The organism is Methyloceanibacter sp. (assembly GCF_050999895.1).
In the GTDB taxonomy this organism is placed as follows: Bacteria; Pseudomonadota; Alphaproteobacteria; order Rhizobiales; family Methyloligellaceae; genus Methyloceanibacter.
In genome coordinates this window covers 1-26,422 of sequence record NZ_JBPCOU010000006.1, presented here as the reverse complement: position 1 = coordinate 26,422, position 26,422 = coordinate 1, and the positions used below count along the sequence as shown (strand labels likewise).

General features: G+C 62.0%; 23 protein-coding genes and 2 pseudogenes. 7 read left to right on the top strand and 18 right to left on the bottom strand.

The genetic code is table 11. The features are described 5' to 3' along the window. The 5 genes from trpC to ACR2J1_RS00450 form a co-directional block, all read left to right on the top strand. Window positions 1-630, top strand: a 630-nt coding sequence (gene trpC, locus ACR2J1_RS00470) for an indole-3-glycerol phosphate synthase TrpC (protein ID WP_434017374.1), incomplete at its 5' end; no start/stop codon positions are given. Next, window positions 627-1,124 (top strand): cyclic pyranopterin monophosphate synthase MoaC, encoded by a 498-nt coding sequence (gene moaC, locus ACR2J1_RS00465; protein WP_434017373.1) that lies wholly within the window; start codon window positions 627-629, stop codon window positions 1,122-1,124. The genes trpC and moaC, both read left to right, overlap by 4 nt. After that, complete coding sequence (locus tag ACR2J1_RS00460; RefSeq protein ID WP_434017372.1) at window positions 1,124-2,329, top strand: molybdopterin molybdotransferase MoeA; 1,206 nt, start codon at window positions 1,124-1,126, stop codon at window positions 2,327-2,329. Before moaC ends, ACR2J1_RS00460 begins: the two co-directional genes overlap by 1 nt. 148 nt (window positions 2,330-2,477) lie before the next feature. Continuing rightward, window positions 2,478-3,179: a transcriptional repressor LexA gene (lexA, locus tag ACR2J1_RS00455; RefSeq protein WP_434017371.1), complete on the top strand. Its 702-nt coding sequence runs from the start codon at window positions 2,478-2,480 to the stop codon at window positions 3,177-3,179. A 58-nt stretch (window positions 3,180-3,237) separates the two neighbouring features. After that, the gene (locus tag ACR2J1_RS00450) at window positions 3,238-3,612 is read left to right on the top strand and encodes a transposase (protein ID WP_434017370.1); all 375 of its coding nucleotides are present in this window, start codon (window positions 3,238-3,240) and stop codon (window positions 3,610-3,612) included. Here the strand turns inward: ACR2J1_RS00450 and ACR2J1_RS00445 are convergent. Further along, a pseudogene (locus ACR2J1_RS00445) lies at window positions 3,593-3,691 on the bottom strand (IS5/IS1182 family transposase); the annotation flags it as partial. The gene ACR2J1_RS00450 and the pseudogene ACR2J1_RS00445 sit on opposite strands and share 20 nt — an antisense overlap. Window positions 3,692-4,130: 439 nt before the next feature. Beyond that, on the bottom strand, window positions 4,131-4,421 hold the full coding sequence (locus ACR2J1_RS00440; protein ID WP_434017369.1) for a hypothetical protein: 291 nt from the start codon (window positions 4,419-4,421) through the stop codon (window positions 4,131-4,133). Window positions 4,422-4,737: 316 nt separating this feature from the next. Here ACR2J1_RS00440 and gltX point away from each other — a divergent pair, with 316 nt between their 5' ends. Together gltX and gltA are read left to right on the top strand one after the other, a co-directional pair. Continuing rightward, window positions 4,738-6,174 carry a glutamate--tRNA ligase gene (gene gltX, locus ACR2J1_RS00435; protein WP_434017368.1) on the top strand — a complete coding sequence of 479 codons (1,437 nt, stop codon included), beginning with the start codon at window positions 4,738-4,740 and terminating at the stop codon, window positions 6,172-6,174. 151 nt (window positions 6,175-6,325) lie between these two features. Beyond that, window positions 6,326-7,645: a citrate synthase gene (gene gltA, locus ACR2J1_RS00430; RefSeq protein ID WP_434017367.1), complete on the top strand. Its 1,320-nt coding sequence runs from the start codon at window positions 6,326-6,328 to the stop codon at window positions 7,643-7,645. Here gltA and lpxB read toward each other — a convergent pair. From lpxB to ACR2J1_RS00350, 16 genes and pseudogenes are all read right to left on the bottom strand, one after another. Further along, window positions 7,632-8,867, bottom strand: a complete 1,236-nt coding sequence (gene lpxB / locus ACR2J1_RS00425) for a lipid-A-disaccharide synthase (protein WP_434017366.1) — start codon at window positions 8,865-8,867, stop codon at window positions 7,632-7,634. The genes gltA and lpxB overlap by 14 nt on opposite strands. Further along, a complete protein-coding gene (locus ACR2J1_RS00420) occupies window positions 8,860-9,729 on the bottom strand; it encodes an LpxI family protein (RefSeq protein ID WP_434017365.1) in 870 nt (289 codons plus the stop codon). Before ACR2J1_RS00420 ends, lpxB begins: the two co-directional genes overlap by 8 nt. 17 nt (window positions 9,730-9,746) lie before the next feature. Beyond that, the gene (gene lpxA / locus ACR2J1_RS00415; RefSeq protein ID WP_434017364.1) at window positions 9,747-10,556 is read right to left on the bottom strand and encodes an acyl-ACP--UDP-N-acetylglucosamine O-acyltransferase; all 810 of its coding nucleotides are present in this window, start codon (window positions 10,554-10,556) and stop codon (window positions 9,747-9,749) included. An 11-nt stretch (window positions 10,557-10,567) separates the two neighbouring features. Next, window positions 10,568-11,053, bottom strand: a complete 486-nt coding sequence (gene fabZ / locus ACR2J1_RS00410) for a 3-hydroxyacyl-ACP dehydratase FabZ (protein WP_434017363.1) — start codon at window positions 11,051-11,053, stop codon at window positions 10,568-10,570. 54 nt (window positions 11,054-11,107) lie between these two features. Beyond that, the gene (gene lpxD, locus ACR2J1_RS00405; protein ID WP_434017362.1) at window positions 11,108-12,175 is read right to left on the bottom strand and encodes a UDP-3-O-(3-hydroxymyristoyl)glucosamine N-acyltransferase; all 1,068 of its coding nucleotides are present in this window, start codon (window positions 12,173-12,175) and stop codon (window positions 11,108-11,110) included. A 65-nt stretch (window positions 12,176-12,240) separates the two neighbouring features. Then, window positions 12,241-14,604 carry an outer membrane protein assembly factor BamA gene (gene bamA, locus ACR2J1_RS00400; protein WP_434017361.1) on the bottom strand — a complete coding sequence of 788 codons (2,364 nt, stop codon included), beginning with the start codon at window positions 14,602-14,604 and terminating at the stop codon, window positions 12,241-12,243. A gap of 163 nt (window positions 14,605-14,767) precedes the next feature. Further along, window positions 14,768-15,910 (bottom strand): RIP metalloprotease RseP, encoded by a 1,143-nt coding sequence (rseP, locus tag ACR2J1_RS00395; protein ID WP_434017360.1) that lies wholly within the window; start codon window positions 15,908-15,910, stop codon window positions 14,768-14,770. A gap of 40 nt (window positions 15,911-15,950) precedes the next feature. Continuing rightward, complete coding sequence (gene dxr / locus ACR2J1_RS00390) at window positions 15,951-17,162, bottom strand: 1-deoxy-D-xylulose-5-phosphate reductoisomerase (RefSeq protein ID WP_434017359.1); 1,212 nt, start codon at window positions 17,160-17,162, stop codon at window positions 15,951-15,953. 14 nt (window positions 17,163-17,176) lie between these two features. Then, on the bottom strand, window positions 17,177-17,959 hold the full coding sequence (locus ACR2J1_RS00385) for a phosphatidate cytidylyltransferase (protein ID WP_434017358.1): 783 nt from the start codon (window positions 17,957-17,959) through the stop codon (window positions 17,177-17,179). A gap of 62 nt (window positions 17,960-18,021) precedes the next feature. Continuing rightward, window positions 18,022-18,765, bottom strand: a complete 744-nt coding sequence (locus tag ACR2J1_RS00380; RefSeq protein ID WP_434017375.1) for an isoprenyl transferase — start codon at window positions 18,763-18,765, stop codon at window positions 18,022-18,024. Window positions 18,766-18,798: 33 nt separating this feature from the next. After that, window positions 18,799-19,356 carry a ribosome recycling factor gene (gene frr / locus ACR2J1_RS00375; RefSeq protein WP_434017357.1) on the bottom strand — a complete coding sequence of 186 codons (558 nt, stop codon included), beginning with the start codon at window positions 19,354-19,356 and terminating at the stop codon, window positions 18,799-18,801. A gap of 69 nt (window positions 19,357-19,425) precedes the next feature. Then, the gene (gene pyrH, locus ACR2J1_RS00370) at window positions 19,426-20,172 is read right to left on the bottom strand and encodes a UMP kinase (RefSeq protein ID WP_434017356.1); all 747 of its coding nucleotides are present in this window, start codon (window positions 20,170-20,172) and stop codon (window positions 19,426-19,428) included. Window positions 20,173-20,252: 80 nt separating this feature from the next. After that, the gene (tsf, locus tag ACR2J1_RS00365) at window positions 20,253-21,182 is read right to left on the bottom strand and encodes a translation elongation factor Ts (RefSeq protein WP_434017355.1); all 930 of its coding nucleotides are present in this window, start codon (window positions 21,180-21,182) and stop codon (window positions 20,253-20,255) included. A gap of 242 nt (window positions 21,183-21,424) precedes the next feature. Further along, a pseudogene (gene rpsB / locus ACR2J1_RS00360) lies at window positions 21,425-22,171 on the bottom strand (30S ribosomal protein S2); the annotation flags it as partial. A 191-nt stretch (window positions 22,172-22,362) separates the two neighbouring features. Continuing rightward, window positions 22,363-25,827 carry a DNA polymerase III subunit alpha gene (gene dnaE / locus ACR2J1_RS00355; RefSeq protein ID WP_434017354.1) on the bottom strand — a complete coding sequence of 1,155 codons (3,465 nt, stop codon included), beginning with the start codon at window positions 25,825-25,827 and terminating at the stop codon, window positions 22,363-22,365. 145 nt (window positions 25,828-25,972) lie between these two features. Then, window positions 25,973-26,422 (bottom strand): ABC transporter ATP-binding protein (locus ACR2J1_RS00350; RefSeq protein WP_434017353.1); only part of this gene is annotated, 450 nt, incomplete at its 5' end.

Here is a 26,422-nt window from a genome sequence, read left to right as displayed (position 1 = left end):
GCGAGCCCCTCCAAAGGCTTGATCCGCGCCGACTTCGATCCGCCCGCACTGGCGCGGGCCTACGAGGCTGGCGGCGCGGCCTGCCTCTCGGTGCTCACCGACACCCCCTCCTTCCAAGGCCACCCGGCTTTCCTCACGGTTGCGCGCGAGGCCACCCGCCTTCCAGTGCTACGCAAGGACTTCATGCTCGATCCGTATCAGGTGCTGGAAGCTCGTGCCTGGGGCGCCGATTGCATCCTGGTCATCATGGCCGCCGTCGAGGACGCTGCGGCGCGCGCTCTTGCCGATGCCGCAGGCGATCTCGGCATGGATGTTCTCGTCGAGGTCCATGATGAGGCCGAGCTTAACCGCGCTCTGGCGCTGGACCTTGAGCTGATCGGCATCAACAATCGTAACTTAAAGACCTTCGACACCGCGCTTGCCGTAACCGAGGCGCTCGCCCCGCTGGTGCCTCCCGATCGCATCGTGATTTCAGAAAGCGGGATATTCACGCATGCGGATCTCAAGCGCCTCGCCGGGTGTGGCGTGCATGCCGCCCTCGTCGGCGAGAGCCTAATGCGTCAGTATGACGTTGCGGCGGCCACGCGGGCTTTGCTGGGAGCCGACGCAGCCGCCGGGGCGGCACAATGAGCGCGCGGCTCAGCCACCTCAACGACAAGGGCGAGGCGCGCATGGTCGACGTCTCGGCGAAAGACGTCACGTCACGCGTCGCCGTAGCGGAAGGATTTGTCGCGATGGCGGCGGAGACGCTCGATCTCATCCTTGCCGGCAGCGCGGAGAAGGGCGACGTCTTGGCGACGGCCCGCATCGCGGGCATCATGGCGGCGAAGCGGACCTCTGAGCTGATCCCGCTTTGCCATCCCCTGCCCCTGACGCAAGTCACGGTCGATTTCGAGCCTCGTCGCGATCCCGTCGGCATACGCGTCCAAGCGCTCACGAAGGTCGACGGCAAGACCGGGGTGGAGATGGAAGCCCTCACCGCTGTCTCGATCGCTTGCCTCACGATTTACGATATGTGCAAAGCCGTCGACCGGGCGATGTCGTTCTCGGGCATTCGCCTCCTGGAGAAGAGTGGTGGCCGCTCCGGCGACTTCAAGGCCGAGATGTACACGGCCGGACGCTGATGGCTCTCCTCTCTGTGGCCGACGCGCTCGCCCGCATCCTTGATGGGCTGACACCACTCGACACGGAAACCGTCGCCCTTACTGAGGCGCATGGACGCGTGCTTGCTGAGGATTTGGCGGCGAGACTCACGCAGCCGCCATTCGATGCCTCGGCCATGGATGGCTACGCCGTGCGCGCGGAGGACGTCGTCACCCTCCCCGCCACGCTCCAGCTGATCGGCGAGTCCGCGGCGGGAGCCGGCTTCAAGGGTGACGTCCGGCGCGGGCAAACGGTTCGGATTTTCACCGGGGCGCCGGTGCCGAATGGAGCAGACACGATCGTCATTCAGGAAAATGCCGAGGCGGCCGTTGGCGTCGTCACCGTGACGGAGACAGAGCCCGGCCGCCATATTCGCCCGCGTGGACAGGACTTCAATCAGGGCGAGATTCTCCTTCACGCCGGCACCCGGCTCGGCCCGCGCGAGCTCATGCTTGCAGCGGCCATGAACCATGCGGAGCTTACGGTGCGACGTAAGCCCAAGGTCGCAATCCTGGCGACGGGCGATGAGATCATGCCACCCGGCACCGCGCTTGCGCCGGACCAGATCGTGTCGTCGGTGCCTTACGGACTTGCGGCGATGATCGAAAATGAGGGCGGCGAGGCCCTAAGCCTCGGCATCGCCAAGGACGATCCTGAGAGCCTAGTGACACTCGCGCGCGCCGGCAGCGCTGCCGATATCCTCGTGACCATCGGCGGCGCCTCGGTCGGCGATCGAGACCTCGTGGCAAGTGCCCTCAAATCCGAGGGACTCAAACTCGATTTCTGGAAGGTTGCCATGCGGCCGGGCAACCCTTTGCTCTATGGGCGGCTCGGATCCACGCGCTTGCTCGGCCTGCCGGGGAACCCGGTCTCCGCGCTGGTCTGCGCCCATGTGTTCCTTCTGCCTATGCTCCGGCGCATGCTGGGCGTTGCCCCGGAGACGCGGCCAAGCCCCGACGCGCTGCTGGGAGAGGATCTCGAAGCCAACGGGGCCCGTGAGCACTATATGCGGGCCGTGTCAGCTTGGAGTTCGGCGGGCGAACGCGTCGTGCGCCCCCTGCCTTCGCAGGACAGCTCGCTAGTTGCCGCTTTTGCCAGCGCCGACTGCCTTATCGTGCGCGCCGCCGATGCCCCCCCAGCCCGCCAAGGCGCCCGGGTCAAGATTATCCCTCTCGAGGCCAGTTAAGCCCTCAGCAACCAGAATCACCCCAGCAACGGGTGACAGACCGTGTTCGCTGCCTTTCTGGCTTTAGACTTGCGGAACACAAACAGAACAGATAACGTGTTCATGGTTTGTACAGGGGCGCCACGCCTCATCGCTCAAAGGGGACCAGATGCTCACGACGAAGCAAAAAGAGCTTCTTATGTTCATTCATGAGCGTTTGAAGGAATCCGGCGTTCCTCCGTCCTTCGACGAAATGAAGGAGGCTCTCGACCTCAAGTCTAAATCCGGCATCCACAGGCTGATCACAGCCCTTGAGGAGCGCGGCTTTTTGCGGCGCCTTCCCCATCGCGCCCGGGCCATGGAGATTGTCCGCTTGCCCGATTCTGTGCCTCAGGGCGCGGTCGCCCGTTCGCGTGGCTTCTCGCCCAGCGTGATCGAGGGAAGTCTTGGCCGGGTACCGCAAGTCGTCGACGGCGAAAGCCTGCCGCAAACCGTGTCCGTCCCGGTGATGGGCCGCATCGCGGCGGGCGTTCCCGTCCAGGCCATCCAAACACGGCTCAGCACCATCGAAGTGCCGCCGGAGCTTCTCTCCAAGGGCGAGCACTATGCGCTCGAGGTGAAGGGCGATTCCATGATCGATGCCGGCATTCTCGAAGGCGACACGATCATCGTGCGCAAATGCGAGGACGCCAATAACGGCGATATCGTCGTGGCCCTGGTGGATGAGGAAGAAGCAACGCTAAAGCGGCTGCGCCGGCGCGGCGATTCCATCGCGCTTGAGGCTGCCAACCCGTCTTACGAGACGCGCATCTTCGGTCCAGACCGTGTCCGGGTGCAGGGACGGCTGGTCGGACTGCTCCGCCGCTACTAGGGTCTGAACCCAATCAGGTTGTTGCGCAGCGTTAACAAATCAGATTCCCTGCCTCCGAATGGCGGACTTGGAGGGGGCAATGGGGTATCTTTTTTGGCTGAACGATGAGGCTTGGGCAGCGATCGAACCGCATCTGCCGAAGAATCAACCGGGCGCCCGGCGTGTCGACGATCGGCGCGTGAAGAGCGGATGCCGGTGGCGGGACTGCCCAGCGGTGTATGGTCCCCGCACCACGATCTACAATCGCTTCAATCGCTGGTCTCGCCGGCGCATCTGGCAGCGCATTCTGCAAGCCCTGGTCGAGGCCGGTTGGATCGGGGCCACGGCATCAATCGACGCAACCTACGTAAAGGCGCACCGCTCCGCCCATGGCGGTAAAGGGGGCGAAGATGCAGGCCATTGGCTTGATCGTCGGCAACGTGGATGTCGCTGACATTGCCAGGGGTGAGCCGAATGACCGCCGGACGCCCCAAAACATCCGTCAGGACATGGATTTTTGTGGTCTGACCGCCCCACGCGAATCTGATCGAGGCGGCAGGTCCGGTTCGACATCTCATCGCCGATCGTGGCTATGATGCCAACCGCCATCGCCACACCCGGACCGTAGTCGGCCTGAGACCTAGAGGGGATCATAACCAAGTCATAGCTGGCGGCGGCGAAGTAATTAACGCATTCCTGCGGGCTGAACGCGTCGAGGAGCTTCCCGATTATGTCCATAAGGCCCTCGACGCTGCGCTCGATGCAAGCCAAAAACTGTTCGCCATGTTGTCAATCGGCACCAGGGCTTCTTCAACACCTCTCGACCGACCTGTTGGTTACGCGTTACGGCTTTACGAAGCGCACGCAAGTCTCTGGAAGTTTGGTTGTGCCCTTCTCTCGTCTGTCCGGGGTGGTGCTGTGTGGCCGAGCGAGCGCCGATAGCCGCCGCAGCTGAACGGCTGCAGCGTCGCTCTAAGGGCGATGGCATTGCCGGACTCGATTCCCGTCCGGTGGTACCTCGGCGAGCGCGATGACCCTGAGCGTCAGCCTTATTCGTTTTTTGTCGCGAAGCTCATGGCTCTCGACCCAGCCTTTCGGCTCCACATAGCGAAGCTCTTTGGCAAGCACCGGCGCCCGCACGAAATCGGTGCGAAGTTTCGCCGTGCCGAAGCCGGCGGCGATCGCAAGCACCGCACCGCCCAGGGCGATGCCGATGCGGACATCGCGGAACGCGATGCAGGCTCCGATACCGGCAAGCAACATCGCAATGGCCAGTCGCGGATCAGGTTCGGCGGGCGAAATAAACGAGAATCCCGGAGGCGAAGAGGACAGGGAGCCACAAGAACCAACGGTCGGCCTCGCCTTCCAGCGCGCCGGCCATGGCTTGCAACAGACGAGACAGTAACCCGCCGCGGGGCTGTACGCCCGCCTGGTCGGCCCGTCCCTCTTTTTCCCACCCCACCGTCATGCTCGATGCTCAGCGCAACGCCTAGGAGGCCCGCCCTTACCCGCATCTGCCCCCTATGCTACATCAGCGTGCGTCACATCCCCATCCTTTAAGCGGAGCCTGCCCGAGCCTATGAGCGACAAGGTCATCACGCGCTTTGCGCCCTCGCCCACGGGCTATCTGCATATCGGAGGGGCGCGTACCGCGCTTTTCAACTGGCTTTATGCAAAAGCCAAGGGGGGCAAGATGCTCCTCCGCATTGAGGACACCGACCAGGCGCGGTCCACCGAGGGCGCTATTCTGTCCATTCTCGACGGCCTGCGTTGGCTCGAACTCGAATGGGACGGCGAGCCGGTCTACCAACTGACCCGCGCGGAGCGGCATCGCGAGGTGGCCGAGCAGCTGTTGGCGCAAGGCAACGCCTATCGCTGCTACGCGACGGCGGAGGAGCTTCAGGCGATGCGTGAGCGAGCACGAGAAGAAGGCCGCGCGCCCGGCTATGACGGCACCTGGCGCGAACGCGACGCCACCGAGGCACCCGCCGATGCCGCGCCCGCCATTCGCTTCAAGGCTCCGCGCGAGGGCGAGATCGTCATCGAGGACCGTGTGCAGGGCCGGGTCGTTTTCGCCAACAAGGATCTCGACGATCTGGTCCTGCTGCGAAGCGACGGCACGCCGACTTACATGCTGTCGGTCGTGGTCGACGACCATGACATGGCCATCACGCACATCATTCGCGGCGACGACCACCTCACCAATGCGGCACGGCAGACCCAGATCTACAAGGCGATTGGTTGGGAAACGCCGATCTTTGCCCATGTGCCCCTCATCCACGGGCCGGACGGCGCGAAGCTTTCCAAGCGTCACGGCGCGCTCGGCGTCGAGGCCTATCGCGCCATGGGCTATCTCCCGGACGCGTTGCGGAACTATCTGGTGCGGCTTGGCTGGAGTCATGGCGACGCGGAGATCATGTCGACCGACGAAATGGTCGAGTGGTTCGATCTCGATGCCGTCGGCCGCTCCGCAGCACGCTTCGATTTCGCCAAGCTCGAGAACCTCAATGGTCACTATCTGCGTGCGACCCCCGAGGCGGAGATCGTCGCGCGCCTAAAAGAGCTTTTGCCACATCTCCCCGATGGTGACGAGCTTGCCAGTCGCATCGATGACGATGGCTGGCGAAAACTTGAACTGGCGATGCCTGGGCTTAAGGAACGCGCCAAGACCCTCGTTGAGTTGCTCGACAACGCCGCCTACATCTTCGCGAAGCGACCCCTCATAATCGATCCGCAGGCGGCCAAGCTCCTGGATGACGCTGGGCGGGAAACGCTTGCGGCCTTATTGCCGCGGCTTGAACAGGTGACACTTTGGAGCGCGGAAACGCTTGAAGCCAGCATAAGGACGTTGGCGGATGAAACCGGCCTGAAGCTCGGAAAAGTGGCTCAACCTCTTCGCGCCGCCCTAACGGGCAAGACGACTTCGCCCGGAATTTTTGATGTATTAACGGTGTTGGGACGCGAAGAAGCGCTGGGACGTCTCCGTGATCAGGTTTCGCAAACAGATTCGGCCTAAAGTTTAGGCACGCTTAGTTGTTGCACTGCGGCAAAATCGACATGATTATGTGGCAGTGCAAAAAAGCGGTTTCGCCGAGGCAAGAAATGCTGGCAAAATGCGTGCTCTTACGGGGCGTAATCTGCTTTTCAATTCGGGTAGGAGGGTTCTTATGAGCGTCGCAGAAAGCTACCTCCGTCCGCCCGGGGTCGCCGAGGCGTCCATCCAGGTCGACGGGGCAACACAGGACCTTCCGATCCGCAGAGGAACGGTAGGTCCCGACGTTATAGACATTACGTCGCTGTACCAGACGACAGGTTATTTCACCTACGACCCGGGCTTCACGTCGACGGCGAGTTGTGAGTCGAAGATCACCTATATCGACGGCGACAAGGGCGTGCTGCTCTATCGCGGCTATCCGATCGATGAGCTCGCCGAGAGTGGGGACTTCCTGGAGACCTGTTACCTCCTTCTCTACGGCGAGTTGCCGACCGCCGAACAGTACGATGAATTCAACAAATGCATCACGCGCCACACCATGGTGCATGAGCAGATGACGAAGTTCTACACGGGGTTCCGGCGCGACGCGCACCCCATGGCTGTCATGGTGGGCGTCGTCGGCGCGCTGTCCGCGTTCTATCACGACTCCATCGACATTCAGGATCCTTCGCAGCGCGAGATGGCGAGCGTCCGCATGCTCGCCAAAATGCCGACCATCGCGGCGATGGCCTACAAATATTCGATCGGGCAGCCTTTCGTCTATCCGCGCAACGAACTCGATTACTCGGCGAACTTCCTCCATATGTGCTTCGCGGTGCCGTGCGAGGAGTACAAAGCAGATCCCGTGCTCGCACGGGCGATGGACCGCATCTTCATCCTGCACGCCGATCACGAGCAGAACGCTTCGACCTCAACGGTGCGGCTTGCAGGCTCCTCCGGAGCCAATCCCTTCGCCTGCATCTCCGCCGGCATTGCCTGTCTCTGGGGACCGGCCCATGGCGGCGCCAACGAAGCGGCGCTGATGATGCTGGAGCAGATCGGCGGCGTGGACCGCATCCCCGAGTTCATCAAGCGCGCCAAGGATAAGAACGACTCGTTCCGGCTCATGGGCTTTGGCCACCGCGTCTATAAGAACTACGACCCTCGCGCGCGAATCATGCAGAAGACCTGCCACGAGGTTCTGGCGGCCGTCGGCCATCGCGACGATCCCATCCTCAAAGTTGCCCTCGAGCTTGAGCGTATTGCCCTCTCGGACGAATATTTCATCGAGAAGAAGCTCTATCCCAATATCGACTTCTATTCAGGGATCACGCTCAAGGCCCTCGGCTTCCCGACCGATATGTTCACGGTGTTGTTCGCCATCGCCCGGACGGTCGGATGGATCGCACAGTGGAAGGAGATGATCGAGGACCCCCTGCAGCGTATCGGCAGGCCGCGACAGCTCTACACGGGACCGACCGAGCGCGCTTATCTCCCGATCAATGCCCGTTGATGCGGTTTTGAGCTAAGCGAAGGCTACCTGATAGCGCGTAATCGAGCACGATTTTGGCAGCCTGCTTGCTCGGTTCGTCGCCTTCTATCGACATCTCGCTCCGCACCTGCGCGAGCGCGGGCAATTGTGCGTCCCGCAAGGATCCTCCCTGCATCAGCGGCGCGAGCGCGTCGGCGAGGTTCTCTGCCGTGCAGTCCTCCTGGAGTAGTTCAGGAAATATCTTATCGCCGAGAATAAGATTGGGCAGCGCGACCGCCGGCGCAATCAACAGAAAGCGCAGCCGCCTCGCAATTGGATCGACGCGGTAGGCTACGGCCATCGGTGTGCCCGCGAGGGAAAGTTCGAGCGTGACGGTGCCCGACGCCGCGAGCGCCGCGGTCGCAAGCCTCATCGCGGTGAACTTATCGGTCTCACCGGTGACAAGATGCGGCCGGAGCGGCCAGGACTGCAAGCGTTCATCGATCAACATCCGCACGGTGCTTACGACCGGTAGGATGACCTCGAACGGGCCGATCCTCTCTTGGAGGACACGTAGGGTCTCACCGAACGTGTCCATCAAGCGTTTGACCTCGCTTCCCCTGTTGCTGGGGAGCACTACGAGAACCTTGCTGTCCAAAGCAATGCCGAGACGCTCGCGCAAGCCTTGCGCATCGAGTGCATCGATCCAATCGAGCTTCTCTATAAGCGGATGGCCGACATAGCTGCATGGAGGGCCGCCGAGGCGAACATAGACTTCGGGCTCGAAGGGGAGGATAGCCATGACGTGGTCGACATAACGGAGCATGCTTCGTGCGCGCCAGGGCCGCCATGCCCAGACGCTTGGAGACACGTAATCAACAATGGGAATTTGCGGGTTGCGGTGGCGCACGCGCCTTGCAACTTGGTGAGTGAACTCGGGGCTGTCGAGGATCACGAGGACGTTCGGCTGGAAGATCAGCACGGCGTCGACCGCCTGCCGCATGCGGCGATAGATACTTCTCAGCCGAGGCAGGACGTCGAGGGGGCTCATGACCGCCAGTTCCTCCAGCGGGAAAAGCGATCTACAGCCCTGCTCTTCCATAAGTTCGCCACCGATACCTGCAAGCTCAATCGGATGGCGGGACAGCCTGCGAAGAGCCTCGATGAGCTTGCCGCCGAGCGCGTCACCGGAATGCTCCCCGGCGATCAGGAAAACCCGCAACGGGCGCCCTTCAACCAGTTGATGGCGATCTTGGCTAGCCATCGGCAAGAGGCGGCCAGTCCAGGCCGACGAGAAAAAGACCAAGCTCGTTAGCCGTGGAAATCGTTGCCTCCCGATCTGCCAAGAGGACGCGGCCCGCTGCGACCGCGACACCGGCGAGGCCGGCAGACGCAGCATGTCGCAGCGTGTTCGGCCCGATGGCGGGCATATCCACGCGCTCCTCCTGCCCCGGTTTTGGGGCCTTCACGAGGACGCCGGAAAGGCCTCCCTTCCTGCGCACTCTCCGCTTGCGAAGCTCGGCGCAACGCTCGAGCATGGCATCGGTGCCCTCAGCGGCCTCGACCGCCAGCACGTGGCCTTTGGCCACGACTGCGCCCTGTCCCACGTCGAGCCGTCCTAGGGCATCGACGACGCGAAGCGCGGTCTCGATATCGGCTTCATCGTCTTTGGAAGGGCCCTTGCCGGTCAGTCGTCCCTTTGGGACCAAAAGCTCCGGCGCGACGTCGCCCGCCCCACGGACGCGATACCCTTTGCCTTCGATGTAGCGGACCACGCTGGAAAGCACGTGGTCGTCGCCGCCGATCGTGAGGCTCAGAATAAAAGGCAGGCTCTTGATGGCGCCGAAATCGAATTTGATGTTCGCGAGATCCGGCCGTTTTACGCCGCCTATGATGACGAGGTCGCGACAGCCATGCCCCTGCAGGGTGACGAACAGCTTGCCGACCTCGCCCCATTTGATCCAAGTGTGCGGATAACTCTGGATGGCCGGCAGCGCTTCGCCGCGGATGCCGATGATGTGGACGTCGCGGCCGGAGGCGATCAACGATTCCGCGACGGCGCAAGGAAGAGCGCCGTTGCCTGCAATGATCCCAAGAGGGCCTTGCGAGATGTTCTCTGCGGGCACGATCGCCCCCTCGCCCATCAAACCTGGCTGGATGCAGCGCTAATGTCCGGTACGCAGAAGGAGCGGTCGGAATGAGACGTCATGAAATCGACGACCTGTTTCACCAGCACGTTGCCAGTAAAACTGGTCTCCACCTGCTCCAACCGCTCAAGCAGCGTCCCTTCGTTTGCGAACAGAAGGCGGTAGGCTTGGCGAAGCTCTTGAATCTGTTGCCTCGAAAAGCCGTTGCGACGTAAGCCCACCAAATTGAGGCCTTGCAGGGAGGCGCGGTTGCCCACGGCCATGCCGAACGGAATGACGTCGGCTGTGACGCCGGTCACGCCGCCGATAAAGGCATAGGCCCCGATGCGCACATATTGATGCACCGCGGAAAGGCCGCCGAGGATTGCGCGGTCGCCGAGTGAGACATGACCTGCGATCATCGAACCGTTGACCATGAGAACGTTGTCTCCCACTTGACAGTCATGGGCGATATGAGCCCCGACCAAGAGAAAACAATTCGATCCAACGCGCGTGACCGTGTCGCCGCTTGGCGTGCCGGGATTGATCGTCACGTGTTCCCGGATCACCGTATGGGCACCAACGGTTAGGCTGTTCGGCTCGCCCTTGTATTTCTGGTCTTGTGGCGGTGTGCCGATCGAGGCGAAAGGATAAACCTGACAGTTCTCGCCGAGCGTGCTGCGACCGGTGATGGCGACATGAGAATGCAGCACCACGCCGTCGCCAAGCTTGACGTCGGGGCCGACCACGCAAAACGGTCCAACCGTAACGTCGGCTCCCAGGTCAGCCGAAGAATCGACCAAGGCGGTCGGATGAATTTTGACCATGACCTGAGACTTTAGAGCGTAGGAATCATCGGCTCATCGATGATGACGGCGCTGACCTCGGCCTCTGCGGCCACGGTCCCCTCGACGCGCGCCTGAGCGCGGAACCGCCAGACCCGACCGCGATTGCGCATTTTCTGCACATGGTAGTGGACGGTGTCGCCCGGCACGACGGGCTTGCGGAAGCGCGCTCTATTTATCGCCATGAAATACACCAACGGCGGTTCCTTAAACTCTTCGAGGAAGCGCATGCAAAGAGCGCCCGCCGTCTGCGCCATGCCTTCGATCAACAGCACGCCCGGCATCACGGGATTGCCCGGAAAATGACCCTGGAAGCAAGGCTCGTTTGCCGTGACGTTCTTGATGCCGATTGCGGAACGGTCGCCGTCCATCTCGATGATGCGGTCGACGAGAAGAAACGGGTAGCGATGCGGGAGAAGCCGCATGATATCGGTAATTTCAGCCGTATCGAGCTTCTTTTTTGCTGCGCTTTCGTTCATTCCTATCAACTCCAAAACGGTAGCACCAACCCTTTGCGGGGTGCGAGCGCTACCTTAATCGCCGTCCTTCTCGCTCGAACCGAGCTTGATGTCTTTACGCTCCGCCAGTTGGCGTAGAAGCGTGATTTCCCTGAACCAAAGCCGCATAGGCTTGGCAGGAGTTCCGCCCCAGCGCACGCCCGGCGGGATGTCCCCGCTCACGTTACTCGATGCCGCGATCTGTGCGCCAGCGCCGATCTTAACATGGCCGACCACGCCCACCTGACCGCCCAGAGCCACGAAATCGCCGAGCTCGCAACTCCCGGAGATACCAGTTTGCGACACGATAACGCAATGCCTGCCTATGACCACGTTGTGCCCAATTTGCACAAGGTTATCAATCTTCGTGCCCTCCCCGATAATGGTGTCGCGCAAGGCCCCCCGGTCGATGGTGGTATTGGCGCCGATCTCCACTTGGTCCTGGACGATGACGCGGCCGATCTGGGGCACTTTCAGGTGCCCCGTCCGGCCCATGGCGAAGCCAAAGCCATCCTGGCCGATTGCGGTCCCGGCGTGGACAGTGACCAGGTTGCCGATCAGGCTATGGGTCACGGTGGCATTCGGCCCGATATAGCAATCCCGGCCAATATAAACGCGATAGCCGATCACGCTGCCGGCCGCGATGGTCGTCCCGCGACCGATATTGGCCTCTTTTCCGACGACAGCCCCCGGCTCTACCGTCACGCCCTCTTCGAGCACGGCGCTCGGATGAATGTCGCCGGCGCCATCGGCGGCATTGGCGAGGGCTGCCTTCGGCTTAAGGGCGTCGGGGTAGAACAGGGCAAGTACCCGCGCAAACGCGCGGTAAGGCTCCGGCGTTACAAGGCACACTGTTCCCGCTGGCCCCTGATGTGCGAATTTTGGAGCGACCAAGCAGGCGCTCGCCCCCGTGTTAGCAAAGAGAGGCTGGTATTTCGGATTGTCGAGAAAGGAAATGTCGCCGGGACCGGCATCGTCCAGGGGCCTAACATCCTTGATCTCAAGCTCGAGGTCGGCGTCCGAAGCCGGCTTCCCCTCGACAGCGTCCGCGATGGCGCGAAGCGGAAACGGACCCGCGCGCTCAAAGAAACCCGGATGTTCCATCAAATTTCCCGCGTCGAGCCTTTTCGCCAGGACCAACGCAAAGGCATAGACCGATGTCAGATGTTTTAGAAGTTCGTTGACGCGCCGAAGCGGAAAAGCTCGGTTTCGTCAAAGTCGGCCTTGAGGAGAGCCTCGGCGATATCGGCGCGCAACGGACCAAGCGGGGACTGCCAGATGATGCTGAAGCCGGTCGACATGCGTATGTCGGAGGAGTTGAGAATGAAACTTCCCTCTCTCGCCACGGCGTTCAGAGCAAAGTCGCTCGGGTCATACAGTGAGCCCGCATCCACAAACACGGCGCCCTGCATGCCGAGATTTTCCGGGATCAATGGAAATGGGAAGCGTATTTCCGCTGTCGTCGCCCAATAGACCTTGCCGCCGAGGGCGTCTCTGCGGCAGTTGCCGACCCTGTCGCCGTCGATGGGACTTTCGCACGCGTCACGCGGACCAATACCGGCGCGCTTGAAACCTCTGACGGTTTCGCCGCCCTTGAAGAACAAGTCGGTCATGCGTACATCGTCACCGCCCCAGCCTTCAATCACGCCACCTTGAGCGCGCCCGACCAGGGTGATCTTATTGGTGATGGGATAATAGCCACGAGCGTCGGCCACGGACCTGATGTAATTCACGTCGCCGCCGATACCGGCGAGATCTTGCGAGAACGAAACGAACACGCCGCTCGTGGGCGATGCCGGAATGTTGCGCGTGTCGTAGGCAACGGTGTAGCCGAGGCTCGACACATTGGCGACGCCTGCAGACTCCTTCACCGCCAGCGATGCATTGCCGGCGACGTCGTAGATCTCTTCGCGCTCGAAGCGATAGCGCAAGCCAAGCTGAGTATCTTCGGCGACGGGGAAGCCAAGGCGCAGGGCGCCGCCGGTATCTCTCTGCTTGAAGGAGGCGACGTCGCGGAAGTCGATTTCCTTGTGGAAGAGATCGAAGCCCGCGGCGAGGTTACGGTCGAGGAAGCGCGGCTCGGTAAAGCTGAAGTCGACCTGCGCCCGCTCCAGGCTTCCGGAGAAGCCGAGCCGGACATATTGACCGCGGCCCATGAGATTACGCTCGGTGATGCTGATATCGCCAATCACGCCTTCGCTCGTGCTGTAGCCTGCGCCGAAGGACAGTTCGCCGGTGGGCTGCTCGACCACGTTCACCACCAGGTTGACGCGGTCAGGAGAGCCGCCGGGCTCGGTCTCGATTTCAACGCTCTTGAAGAAGCCGAGATTGCGTAACCGTTTGCGCGCGGCCTCGACCAGGAGGCGGTTATAGGCGTCGCCTTCCGCGACCCGAAACTGGCGCCTGATCACGTCGTCATGAGTACGGAAATTGCCGACGATGTTGATGCGTTCGATGTAGACGCGCGGACCCTCGTCGATGACGAAGATGACGCCCATTGTGTGGGTCGACTCGTCGCGCTCGAACCGGGGCTTCACCTGCCCAAAGGAATAGCCTTGGTTGGAGGTCGCGATCGTCAGCGCCTCAACGGTCTTTTCGACCTTCTCGGCATTATAAACGCGCCCGGGTCGGACGAGGATGGAGCGCCGCAAGCCATCGATATTCAGCGACGGAAGCGCGCTTTCGATGTCGATATTGCCGAAGCGGTAACGTTCGCCCTCGTCGATCGTGAATGTGACGAAAAAGCCGCGGCCGTCGGCGTCGAGGTCCGCAGACGCCGATAGGATGCGCGCATCGGCGTATCCGTTCTTGAGATAGAACTGACGCAGCAGCTCGCGGTCAAGATTGAGCCGGTCGGGATCGTAAATGTTGGTGCTCTTCAGGAAGCTCAGCAGGTTGGTCTGCGTCGTGCTGACCACGTAGCGAAGCTGCGAATCGCTGAAGGCGGAATTGCCAATGAAGTTGATAGCTCTGACCTTCGTCGTCGGACCTTCATTGATCTCGAACACCACGTCGATGCGGTTGTTGTCGAGATTGATAATCTGAGGATTTACCTGAGCCCCGTAGGACCCCTGACGGCGGTAAAGGCCGAGAATGCGCTGAACGTCGGCTTGGACCCGGGCGCGCGTGTAGACGGCGCGCGGCTTCAGCTGAACTTCAGCTGTCAAGGTGTCGTCTTCAATCTCCTTGTTCCCCTCAAAGGCGACGCGGTTCACGATCGGGTTCTCAACCACGATGATGACGATGGTCGCGCCTTCGCGGCGAATGCGAACGTCCTGAAAGAGACCGGTGGCGAACAGCGCCTTGAGAGATTCGTCGATCTGCGCGGGGTTGTATGAGTCGCCGGAGGCAAAGGTGAGATAGGAGCGGACCGTCTCGGGCTCGACTCGCTTATTGCCGATGACGCGAATGTTCTGAATAGGCCCCGCGCTTTGGGCAAAAGCGGAGAAGTCGCCCAGGCCGACGCTAATACCCAGCGACAGCGGGACAATACCCCACGCTAAGAGGACCGCGAACAGTCCTCGGGCGAACATAACCCGCACCATTACTGGTGTTGTCCCCTCACGCCGATCCCCCAAAACACGCTGCACCCTGGGATCGCAAGTGGCCATTTGTTTGTGGCCGATTTTAGATTCCCACCTTCACGTTAGCGGCGGCAACTTCCCCGTTTCCACCGCTAGCGCCAGTCAGGCCTACTCACAGAAACTTCAAGTGAATCAGGTCATTCCAGGTCGCGAAGACCATTAGCATAAGCACGAAGGCGAGACCAATACGGAATCCGATCTCCTGGCTATATTCGCTCAGCGGCCGGCCCCTAAGACCTTCTATACCGTAAAACAAAAGGTGGCCGCCATCGAGCATAGGTATAGGGAATAAATTCAACAACCCGATGCTCACCGAAATTATGGCAGCCAAGTTAAGGAGCGCGACAAAGCCGGCCGTTGCTACCTGCCCAGAAACTTGTGCGATCCGGATAGGGCCACCAAGCTGATCGGCAGCTTCGCGGCCTGTGACGACGTCATAAAGATAGCCGAGGGACCGGGTGACCACGAAGTAACATTCCTTGACCGCCATGCCGAAGGCGGTGATGGGATCGTGCCGCTGCAAGGTCCAATTGTCCGGCGCCGCTGTGCGCTGGATGCCCAGAAGACCTATGCGCAGGGTGTTGCCGAATCGGTCGGTGATCTCTTTCCGTTCGGGCGTGGCCACGATCTCGACGGTCTTGCCACCCCGCTCGACGACGAAATGCAGATCGCGATCCGGACTCGTGCCCACGATTCGCTGCATCTCCCCGAAGCTCTCGATCTTCTGTCCGTCGATGCTGATGACCGTGTCGCCCGCCACAAAGCCAGCGCGCGCCGCGGCTGTCCCGGGGTTGACGACGTCGACCTTTGCAGCGGTGACGCGTTCCCCGAACAGCGAGAAGATGGCCGTAAAAATGACGATGGCGAGAATGAAATTCGCGATCGGACCGGCCGCCACAACGGCGGCCCGGGCGGAGACCGGCTTTGCCTGGAAGCTGCGCGCGCAGTCTTCCGGGGATAAACTATCCAGGGACTTCTGTCCGGCACTGGCGACATTGTCGTCATCGATGAATTTGACGTAGCCGCCAAGCGGGATCCAGGACAGGCGCCAGCGGGTGCCGTGCCGATCATTGAAGCCGAAAATCTCCGGCCCGAATCCGATCGAGAAAACCTTCACGCCGATGCCGCACCATCGCGCCACGAGAAAATGGCCAAGCTCGTGGAAGAAGACGACGAGGGTCAGGACGAACAGGAAGGGAACCAGATAGCCAAGAACGCTGTCGCCGATGCCGGCAAGGTTGATTATCGTGTCCATACCGGGTGTTATCCTTGAATTTTGACGCTTCTTAGCCCGCTCATCGCCGCGATGCAAACCGCGGCAAGAGGCTTAACGCGCGCTGCCTGGCCTCTGCGTCGATGGCCAGAACATCATCTACGCTCGCCGGCGTGAGTGCGGTGAGATCCGCGGCAATGTCCATGGTCGCCTCAACCAAGGCTACGATAGCGAGAAATCCGATTCGCTCTTCGAAAAAGGCCTCACCGGCCACTTCGTTGGCGGCGTTGAACACGGTGCCCGCACTCCGGCCCGCCGAAAGCGTTTGCCGCGCCAGACGAAGGGCCGGAAACCGCTCCGGATCGGGAGCCTCAAAGGTGAGCGTGCCCGCCTCGGCGAGATCGAGGCGCTTCGTCGGGACGTCCATGCGCTCCGGCCAAGCAAGGCTGTAGGCGATGGGGGTGCGCATGTCAGGGCAACTCATCTGCGCCAATACCGAGCCGTCGCGGTAGTAGACGAGGCAGTGCACCATGGACTGGGGATGGATCAGGACATCGAGCTGCTCTGGGGCGAGAGAGAAGAGATGATGCGCTTCGAGAAGTTCTAGCCCCTTGTTCATAAGCGTCGCCGAGTCGAGGGTGACCTTGCGCCCCATGGACCAATTCGGGTGCTGAAGGGCCTGCTCGATCCGCGCTTCCGCCATTGCCTCGCGGGTCCAGCTCCGGAAGGGCCCGCCCGACGCGGTGAGGTAGACCTTTTCGATCTCGTCCGGCGCGGCGCCGCGCATCACCTGCAATGCGGCGGAGTGCTCGGAGTCGACGGGAAGCAGGGTCGTGCTGTGGCGCGCCACCTCCGCCATGAAGATTGCGCCGGCGGAGACAAGGCATTCCTTATTGGCGAGTGCCGTGCAGGTGCCCTGCCGCACAGCGCGGAGCGTGGGCTGTAACCCGGCCACCCCAACGATGGCAGCCATGATCCAATCCGCGGGCCGCTCTGCCGCATCGAGCAGCGCTTCGTTGCCTGACGCCGTTTCGATACCGGTGCCGGCGAGCGCCGCGCACAATTCCGCGTAGCAATGCTCATCGGAGATCACCGCAAGTTGGGCCCGGTGGCGGATGGCGAGTTCCGCAAGGCGCGAGGCATTGCGGCCGCCGGTCAGCGCCACGACCCGATAGGAGGCGGCATTGCGCCCAATGAGATCAAGCGTGCTTTCACCAACGGAGCCTGTCGCGCCGAGCACGGAGATGCGCCGCGGCGCCGCATGGGCTCTGGGCTCGGTGCGAATCGACAGCAAGGGTGTCACTGGAGCTACCAAATCAGAAGGCCGCTTGCCGGGTTGGCCGGATCACGCAGGGCAATAAGTCCTGCGATCGCTGCGGCCAGCAAAAAGCCGTCGATGCGATCGAGCAGGCCTCCGTGACCGGGAATGAGCTGACTCATATCCTTCGTTCCAAAGCGCCGTTTAACCGCGCTCTCCATGAGATCCCCGAACTGGCAGGCGAGCGCGAGAACGATGCTGAGAAGCGCCAACCGCCAGGCGGAAGTTCCGGTCACGCCATAAGCAAAAGCATAGCCGATAAGAGCAGGCGTAACCGACCCAATTATGAAGCCGCTCCAGGTCTTCTTGGGCGAGATGCGCGGGGCGAGCTTGGGCCCGCCAAGCATGCCAGCCGCATAGGAGACGGTGTCCGTGGTCCAGGCGATCACAAGCACAAAGATGATCGCGATAGCGCCGAGAGCCTCGTCGCCGCGGATCCAGAGCAACGCCGTCACAGGCAATCCGGCATAGGCGACCCCGGCAGAGGACCATAGGGCGCGCTCTCTAGGCTTGTCGGTAACAGCGATCGCGACAATGGCAGTCGCGAGCAGGGAGAGTCCGTATTGAGCGTGTCCAATGACGACCAAAATAGCGGCGGCCGCGACCGAGACGATCTGCACCAAGGCAACAGTATCCTGCCCAGTGCCTCTGATGAGCCGGCCCCACTCCCACGCCATAGCGACGCTGGCTGCGAGAACAAGGACGAGGAAGCTCCAAATGCTCGCGAGGGTCGCGGTGATGGCGACGGCCGCGAGGACAACGGCGGAGGCCATCCGTAGCAGCAACTCCGGTCTATTCTTTTTTTTCTGCTTGCGAGCGAGCGGTTGGGCTCGCGTCACGCGGTCGATCTCGCGGAGGTTCCGCCAAAGCGCCGGCTGCGACTTTGATATTCGGTGATCGCCGCTTCGAAGGCTTCTTGCGTGAAGTCTGGCCAGTAGGAGTCGACGAACACAAACTCGCTGTATGCGAGTTGCCACAACAGAAAATTGCTCAAGCGCAGTTCGCCGCTGGTGCGGATCAGGAGATCGGGGTCGGGCAAATCCGACGTGTCGAGATAGGTGCCAAAGCATTCCGGTGTGATGTCGGCGGCAGCGAGAGAGCCCCGCGCCACCTCCTCGGCGATGCGCCGCGCCGCACGGGCGATCTCGTCGCGCGCGCCGTAATTGAAGGCGATCGTCAGATTGAGCGTCGTGTTCTCCCTCGTGAGCAGAACCGCATCGTCAATGAGGCGCAGCACGTCGGCTTCGAGGCCGTCGCGCGAGCCGATGACGAGGATCTTAACGCCCTGCTTGAGCAGATCCGCGAGGTCGCGCTGCACGAAGCGGCGCATCAGCCCGAACAGGAATTGGATTTCCTGTTTGGGCCGCGACCAGTTTTCGGACGAGAAGCTGAAGAGCGTGAGATGGCTTACGCCAGTTTCGAGCGCCGCCTTGACGGTGCGACGGACGCTCTCGACGCCTTGGCGGTGGCCTTCGGTTCGCGGAAGCCCACGCTCGGCCGCCCAACGTCCGTTGCCATCCATGATAATTGCTACATGGAGACCCCGTCCGTCGCTGCTCGACCAAGCGAGCTTATCCATCGCAAGCGTCACGTTTAGCTGCTCCCTTCCCGGCTAAACCTGCATGATTTCGGCTTCCTTGCCCGCGAGGGCTTCGTCGATCTCTCTGATGACCTTATCGGTCAAGTCTTGAACCTTGGTTGCGAGCGTGTGGTGCTCGTCCTTGCCGATCTCGGCGTCCTTTTCCGCACGCTTCAGGTGCTCCATGCCATCGCGGCGGACGTTGCGCACGGCGACGCGCGCTTGCTCTGCGTATTTGTGCGCGACTTTGACAAGCTCCTGGCGCCGCTCCTGGTTAAGCTCAGGGATAGGCAGCCGCAAGGTCTGGCCTTCGACCTGGGGATTGAGACCGAGATCCGACTCGCGGATGGCCTTTTCGACCGCCGCTGTCTGGCTGCGATCCCAGACCTGCACGGTGATCATCCGGGGTTCCGGCACGTTGACGGTCGCGAGTTGGTTAAGAGGCATCGGGTTGCCGTAGGCATTGACCATAATCGGATCGAGCAAGCTTGCGCTTGCACGGCCCGTGCGCAAGCCGCCGAATTCCTGCTTTAACACGGCGGCGGCGCCGCGCATGCGGCGTTCGAGTTCGCTGAGGTCAAAACTGGACATACGCTGCCTCCCCGACCGACTCCGCCGGCTTTACGATCTGGCCAAGCCCTTGTTCAGACTTCGCAAGCGCTACTCGCCTCTGCCACCGTCGATGGTGGTTGAGGACCCTTTGCCTAGCAATAGCTCAGCCAAACCACCTTGCTTCTTGATGGAAAAGACAATTATCGGAATCCGATTGTCTCGGGCAAGGGCGATCGCAGCCCCATCCATGATGCGCAAGTCCTTTTCCAGAACGTAGTTATAGGTCAGGCGGTCAAACCGCTTGGCGTCAGGCGACTTTGCAGGATCCGCGTTATAGACGCCGTCGACCTGGGTGCCCTTGAGGAGGGCATCACAGTCCATCTCAGCGGCGCGGAGAACCGCAGCCGTATCGGTGGTGAAAAAGGGATTACCGGTACCGCCGACGAAGATCACCACCCGATCTGCCTCCAGGTGATGCAGCGCGCGTGACCGTACAAAGGACTCGCAAACGGTGGGCATCGGTATCGCGGACATTACCCTGGCCTGAAGGCCCTTAGCTTGCAGGGTATTCGCCAAAGCGAGGCCGTTCATGATGGTGGCCAGCATGCCCATATAGTCGCCGGTGGCCCGGTCCATGCCGTTCGTCGCGCCTGCAAGACCGCGATAGATGTTGCCGCCGCCCACGACAACGCAGAGCTTGACGCCGAGCTCGGCCGCCTCGCCAAGGTCGCCCGCGACCCGGTCGAGCACGCCAACGTCGATTCCGTAGCCGTTCGCGCCCATCAGGGCTTCGCCCGACAGCTTTACGAGCACCTTTTGGAAAAGGAGCGGTGCGGCCGCACTGTGTTTCGCCATGAGCTCGGTGTCCGGCGGCAAGGCTTGGAAGACCTGCGTGTGCCGCTACGCCATCGAATCGGTGGCGTAGCGCGATGACCTTATGATCCAGACGCCACAGCGGCAACTTCCGCCGCGAAGTCGCTATCGGCCCGCTCGATCCCCTCACCCAGCGCAAAGCGATGGAAGCCCGTGACCTTGATGGGCCCGCCGATGTCCTTTTCGCTGGCGGCGAGAGCGTCAGCCACGGTTTTCTCGGGATCAAGGACAAAGGGCTGCGCAAGGAGAACCACCTCCTCATAGTATTTCCGCAAGCGGCCTTCGACCATCTTTTCGATGACATTGTCGGGCTTGCCGGATTCCCTGGCCTGCTCCGCGAGCACGGCGCGCTCACGTTCCACCAGGGCCTTGTCGAGACTGGCGACATCGATGCTCTGCGGATTGGCAGCAGCGATATGCATCGCAACTTGCCGGCCGACAGCCATCAGCCTGTCGGAATCTCCCGAGGACTCCAGCGCAACGATCACGCCGATCCGGCCGAGATTGGGTGCGATCGTGTTGTGCACGTAGCTCGCGACAACGCCCTTGTCCGCGCCGAGATAGGCCGCGCGGCGAAGCGTCATGTTCTCGCCGATCGAGCCCACCAATTCCTTGATGGTCTCGGCGACGGTTTCCTTGCTGCTTCCGTATTTGGCCTGTTCCAGCTTTGCCACATCGCCCTTGGTCTTCAGCGCGGTCGTGGCAACGGTGCCGACCATGTCCTGGAACTTGTCATTGCGAGCGACGAAGTCGGTCTCGGAGTTGACCTCGACGAGCGCAGCCTCATTGCCTTCGGATGCAATTCCGATCAAGCCTTCCGCGGCTACCCGGCCGGCCTTCTTCGCGGCCTTGGCAAGCCCTTTGGTGCGCAGCCAATCGACCGCGGCCTCCATGTCGCCAGCGTTCTCATTCAGGGCCGCCTTGCAGTCCATCATGCCCGCGCCTGTCTTGTCGCGCAGGTCCTTGACCATATTCGCCGTTATCGTCGCCATACTCGCCTCAGCCGCTAATGTGTTGGAGTTGCAGCCAATCGTTATGCGCTTTCCTCGGCAGCCTCGGGCTGCGGCTCGGCGGCGCTCGGTTCGGCCATATCGGGAGCCAGTGCCGGGGCGTCCGCGTCCTTGGCGGGCGAGGCTGTGTTCGCTTCCGGGCGGCCTCTATTGCTGCCAGGTCCACGTCCGGTCTTCTTGCGCGGCGGCCGACGATCGGCCTGACCCGGTCTCTCGCCCTCGGCGTTCAAGGCCGGCTCGGAAAGTTCGTCTCCAGCGCCGAGATCCATGCCGACTGAGCTCTGGGCGCGCTCGATACCATCAATCGCGGCGCGGGCGATGACGTCGCAATAGAGCGTTATCGCGCGGCCGGCGTCGTCATTGCCGGGGATCGGGAAGGTGATGCCTTCCGGATCGCAATTCGAATCCACCACCGCAACGACGGGGATATTGAGCTTGCGCGCTTCGGCGATCGCGATCGCCTCTTTATTGGTGTCGATCACGAAGATGAGGTCCGGCAGCGCACCCATGTCCTTGATGCCGCCAAGCGCCCGCTCAAGCTTTTCCTTCTCACGTGTCAACTGCAGCAGCTCTTTCTTGGTCAGCCCGTGAGCTTCGCCGGAGAAGAGTTCCTCGAGAGACTTGAGCCGCTTGATGGAATTGGAAATGGTGCGCCAATTCGTGAGCGTCCCGCCAAGCCAGCGGTGATTGATGTAATATTGCGCGCAGGAACGTGCGGACTCCGCGATAGCTTCCGATGCCTGGCGCTTGGTGCCGACGAAGAGAACGCGACCGCCGCGCGCGACGACATCAGCGACCGTGACCAAAGCCTGGTGCAACAGCGGCACCGTCTGCGTCAGGTCGATGATGTGGATGTTGTTGCGGGACCCATAGATGTACGATTCCATCTTCGGGTTCCAGCGATGGGTCTGATGACCAAAATGCACGCCAGCTTCAAGAAGCTGACGCATAGTAACATTGGGCAGTGCCATGGGACTGCTTGCTCCTTTTTCCGGTTCTGCCGCCGCAGGAATGAGACCGGGTATCATCCGGTCACCGGAGCGAGCGATAGGGCGAGGGAAACCAGACCCAGCGACGCTGAAATCCTGCGTGTGAGATGAGCGGGTTATACGGAGGCAATCCGCCATTGGCAAGGGCTTGCCGCTGCCTCCAAAGGGGCCGGCTAGAGGGCCCGAATGGTGGCCACACCCTGTACGAGCTGCAAAGCGCTTCTTTGCTTGGGGGTGGCGTCGATCCCCTTCGGTAGGACGAACTCGACCTCCCGCGATACGTCGTCAAGGCGGACGACCAGGCGAAGCTGCCCCTTGCCGCCGCCTGCCCCCATCTGCTCGGCAAGCGACGGAAGCGCCCTTGTATCTTCCAAGTAAATCTTCATGCCGGCCTGCCGGCCCTCGGCGGCGCGTTCGAGCGACGTGATGCGCTGGACGCGCACCTTCACGGTCTCACCGTCGGCTTCCGCCTCGACCTCGAGGAGCACCGGGGTGCCGGGGACCAACAGATCCCGGGAGGCGGCCAGGACCTCGGAAAAAAGAACAGCCTCGAATTGGCCGGTCGGCTCGGAGAAGGCCGCAAAGGCATACGCATTGCCGGTCTTGCCCTTGCGCTCGCGTGCTGAAAGCACGGTGCCGGCGAGCGTACCCACGACGCGACGCACGCGGGCTTCGGCCGAGAATTCGGCCCAAGTCTCCGCTCCGAGGGCTTCCAGCACCTCCTGATAGTCGTCGAGGGGGTGACCGGTGAGGAAAAACCCGACCGCCTCGAATTCGCGCGAGAGACGGTCGACGGGAAGCCAGGGCTTGGCGGCGCGAAATTCGATGGAAGCGGCAGGACTGCTGCCGCCGGAGAAGAGATCGTCTTGGCCCTCCGTGCTCGCCTCCACGAAACGATTCCCGGTCGCGATCATGCGATCGACATTGGCAAAGGCCGTGGCGCGATCGATGCCGAGTTCATCCAAACCGCCGGCGGCGGCGATGGTCTCCAGGGCACGCTTATTCACGAAGCGCGGATTGAGCCGACGTGCAAAGTCGCCGAGATCGCGGAAGGCGCCGTTGGCGGCGCGTTCCTCGCAGAGATGCTCGACGGCCTGCCGCCCGACATTCTTCAGCGCGGCGAGGGAGTATCGGATCGCGTCTTCGCTCGGCAGGAAGCCGACCGCGGAATGGTTGACCGAGGGCGGCTCGATACGAATGCCAAGACGACGTGCCTCCTGGGCAAAGCCATTAAGCTTGTCGGCGTTGCCGACGTCCAGGGTCATGGAGGCGGCGATGAACTCCGTGGCGTGGTTCGCCTTGAGGTAGGCGGTCTGATAGGCGATGAGAGCGTAGGCTGCGGCGTGAGACTTATTGAAGCCGTAGCCGGCGAATTTCGCGACGAGCTCGAAAATATAGTCGGCGCGTGAGCGGTCGACCCCGTTTGCAATAGCGCCTTCGACGAAGCGCTTTCGCTGCGCGGTCATTTCCGCCTTGATCTTTTTGCCCATCGCGCGCCGCAGCAGATCGGCCTCGCCCAACGAGTAGCCGGAGAGAACCTGAGCGATCTGCATCACCTGCTCCTGGTAGATGATGACGCCATACGTCTCGTCCAGAATCGGTTGGATCGAGGGATGAAGCGTTTCGATCTGCTCGCGGCCGTGTTTGCGATTGACGTAAGTATCGATGTTGTCCATCGGACCCGGCCGGTACAGGGCCACGATCGCGATGATGTCCTCGAAGCGGTCGGGCTTGAGCTTGCGCAGCGCATCACGCATGCCCTGACCTTCGAGCTGGAACACGCCCACCGTATCGCCCGCCTGGAGTAGCTCGTAGGTCGGGGTATCGTCGAGCGGCAGGCGCGCGGGATCCAGCGCAATGTCCGCGCGGGCAAGGTGCTGCCGCGCTGTCTCGATCACCGTCAGGGTTTTGAGGCCGAGAAAATCGAATTTCACCAGGCCTGCGGCCTCGACCCATTTCATGTTGAATTGCGTTGCCGGGAGTTGGGCGCGCGCGTCGCGGTAAAGCGGGACGATCTCGGTCAGCGGCCGGTCGGCAATGACGACGCCGGCGGCATGGGTGGAGGCGTGGCGGTAGAGCCCCTCCAGGCGCTGGCCGATATCGAGCAGTTTGGCCACGATCGGCTCCTGATCGCGGGATTCCTGCAGGCGCGGCTCGCCGGCGATTGCCTGGCCCAGAGTGACGGGATTGGCAGGGTTATTGGGCACGAGCTTGCAGAGACGATCGACCTGGCCATAGGGCATTTGCAGCACGCGGCCGACGTCGCGCAGCACGGCGCGCGCCTGTAGCTTACCGAAGGTGATGATATGAGCGACACGGTCTTGGCCGTAGCGCTCGCGCACATAAGCGATCACCTCATCGCGGCGGTCCTGGCAGAAGTCGATGTCGAAGTCGGGCATGGACACGCGTTCCGGATTGAGGAACCGCTCAAAAAGAAGCCCAAACCGGATGGGATCGAGGTCGGTGATGGTCAGCGCGTAGGCGACTAGAGACCCCGCGCCCGATCCGCGCCCCGGGCCCACCGGGATGCCGTGCGCCTTCGACCACTGGATGAAGTCGGCGACGATGAGGAAGTAGCCCTGATAATTCATCCAGGTGATGACATCGAGCTCGAAGGCCAGCCTCTCGGCGTAAGCCTTCTCGTTAGACCCGGCGGCAACACCATCCTGCGCGATGCGCGCCGCCAACCCCGTATCGGCCTGACGCCTCAGTTCGGCGGCCTCGATCTCCGCCTGCGCGGCACCGGTCACGCTGCCAGGCAAGGATTGCGGCAACATCGGTGTGCGTTCGGTGGGGCGGTAGGAGCAGCGCTGCGCGATCTCGACTGTGTTGTCGAGAGCTTCCGGCAGATCGGCGAAGAGCTGCCGCATCTGCTCGGAGGATTTGAAATAGTGCTCCGGACTTAAGCGGCGGCGTTCGTCGACGGCGACATAGCTTCCCGCCGCGATGCAGAGCAGCGCGTCATGCGCCTCGTAGTCCTCGACCGTTCCGAAATAGGGCTCGTTGGCGGCGACAATGGGCAGGTCGCTGTCATAGGCAAGTTTCAGGAGTAGAGGCTCGACCGCCCTCTCCCGCTGCAAGCCATGCCGCTGAATCTCGACATAGAGTCTGTCTCCGAAGAGCGTGTGCAATGCCTCCAGGCGCGCATGCGCGACATCGAGATTGTTCTCCGCCAGAGCCAGATCGATGACGCCATCGGGACCTCCGGTCAGCGCAATCAGGCCTTCGGTGTATTGCGCGAGGTCGGCAATCGAGGTGACCACCTCTCCGGTTTCCGCAGCCGCAAGATAGGCGGCACTGGAGAGCCGCATGAGGTTTGCGTAGCCGCGGTCGTCCTTGGCAATAACTGCGATGCGGCCTTCGCTCCGCAAGCGCATGTCCGATCCCGGCGTCGGCTTAGCCTCGCTGGAGAAGGTGAGGTTCAGGGTGCAGCCAATGATCGGTTGCACGCCAGCCTCTGCCATGTAGGTCGAGAACTCAAGCGCACCGAAGAGGTTGTTCGAATCGGTGAGCGCCATGGCGGGGGTGCCGTCGGCCTTCGCGAGCGCCGCGAGTCGCGCAATCGGCAGTGCCCCTTCCAGCAGCGAGTACGCCGAGTGCACTCTCAGATGCACGAAAGGGGCTGCGCTCTTCGCCACGCGTTTTCTCCTGGTCTGACCGAGCGATCATTACCGCCGGATTCGCAAGAGGCGGCAACGAAGCATGCGCCGCCATCCCAGCTATCCACCCCTAAGAATGTTCTTATTTTGTTCCGACAGCAAGGCTGACTTGTTACCCGGGTGTCTACTGGACCGCAATGCTGCGGACGGCGATCTCCTCCTCCACGAGAAGTCCGTCGGAAAGGCGTAAGACGCGGTTCATGCGGGCGGCGAGGTCCAGATTGTGGGTGGCGATCACTGCGGCGACCCCGGATTGGCGCACGAGCAAGAGCAACTGCTCGAACACGCGGTCTGCTGTGGGTGGATCGAGGTTGCCGGTCGGCTCGTCGGCCAACAGCACTTTTGGCCCGTTTGCGACCGCCCGCGCAATGGCGACCCGCTGCTGCTCACCCCCGGAAAGCTGCGCCGGCCGATGATCCCAACGCTCGCTCAGGCCAAGATTGCCCAGAAGCTCCTTCGAACGGTCCTCGGCTTCCCTGCGGCCAAGCCCCAAGATGAGTTGCGGCAGCACGACGTTTTCGAGCGCCGTGAACTCTGGCAGGAGGTGATGAAACTGGTAGACGAACCCGACCTC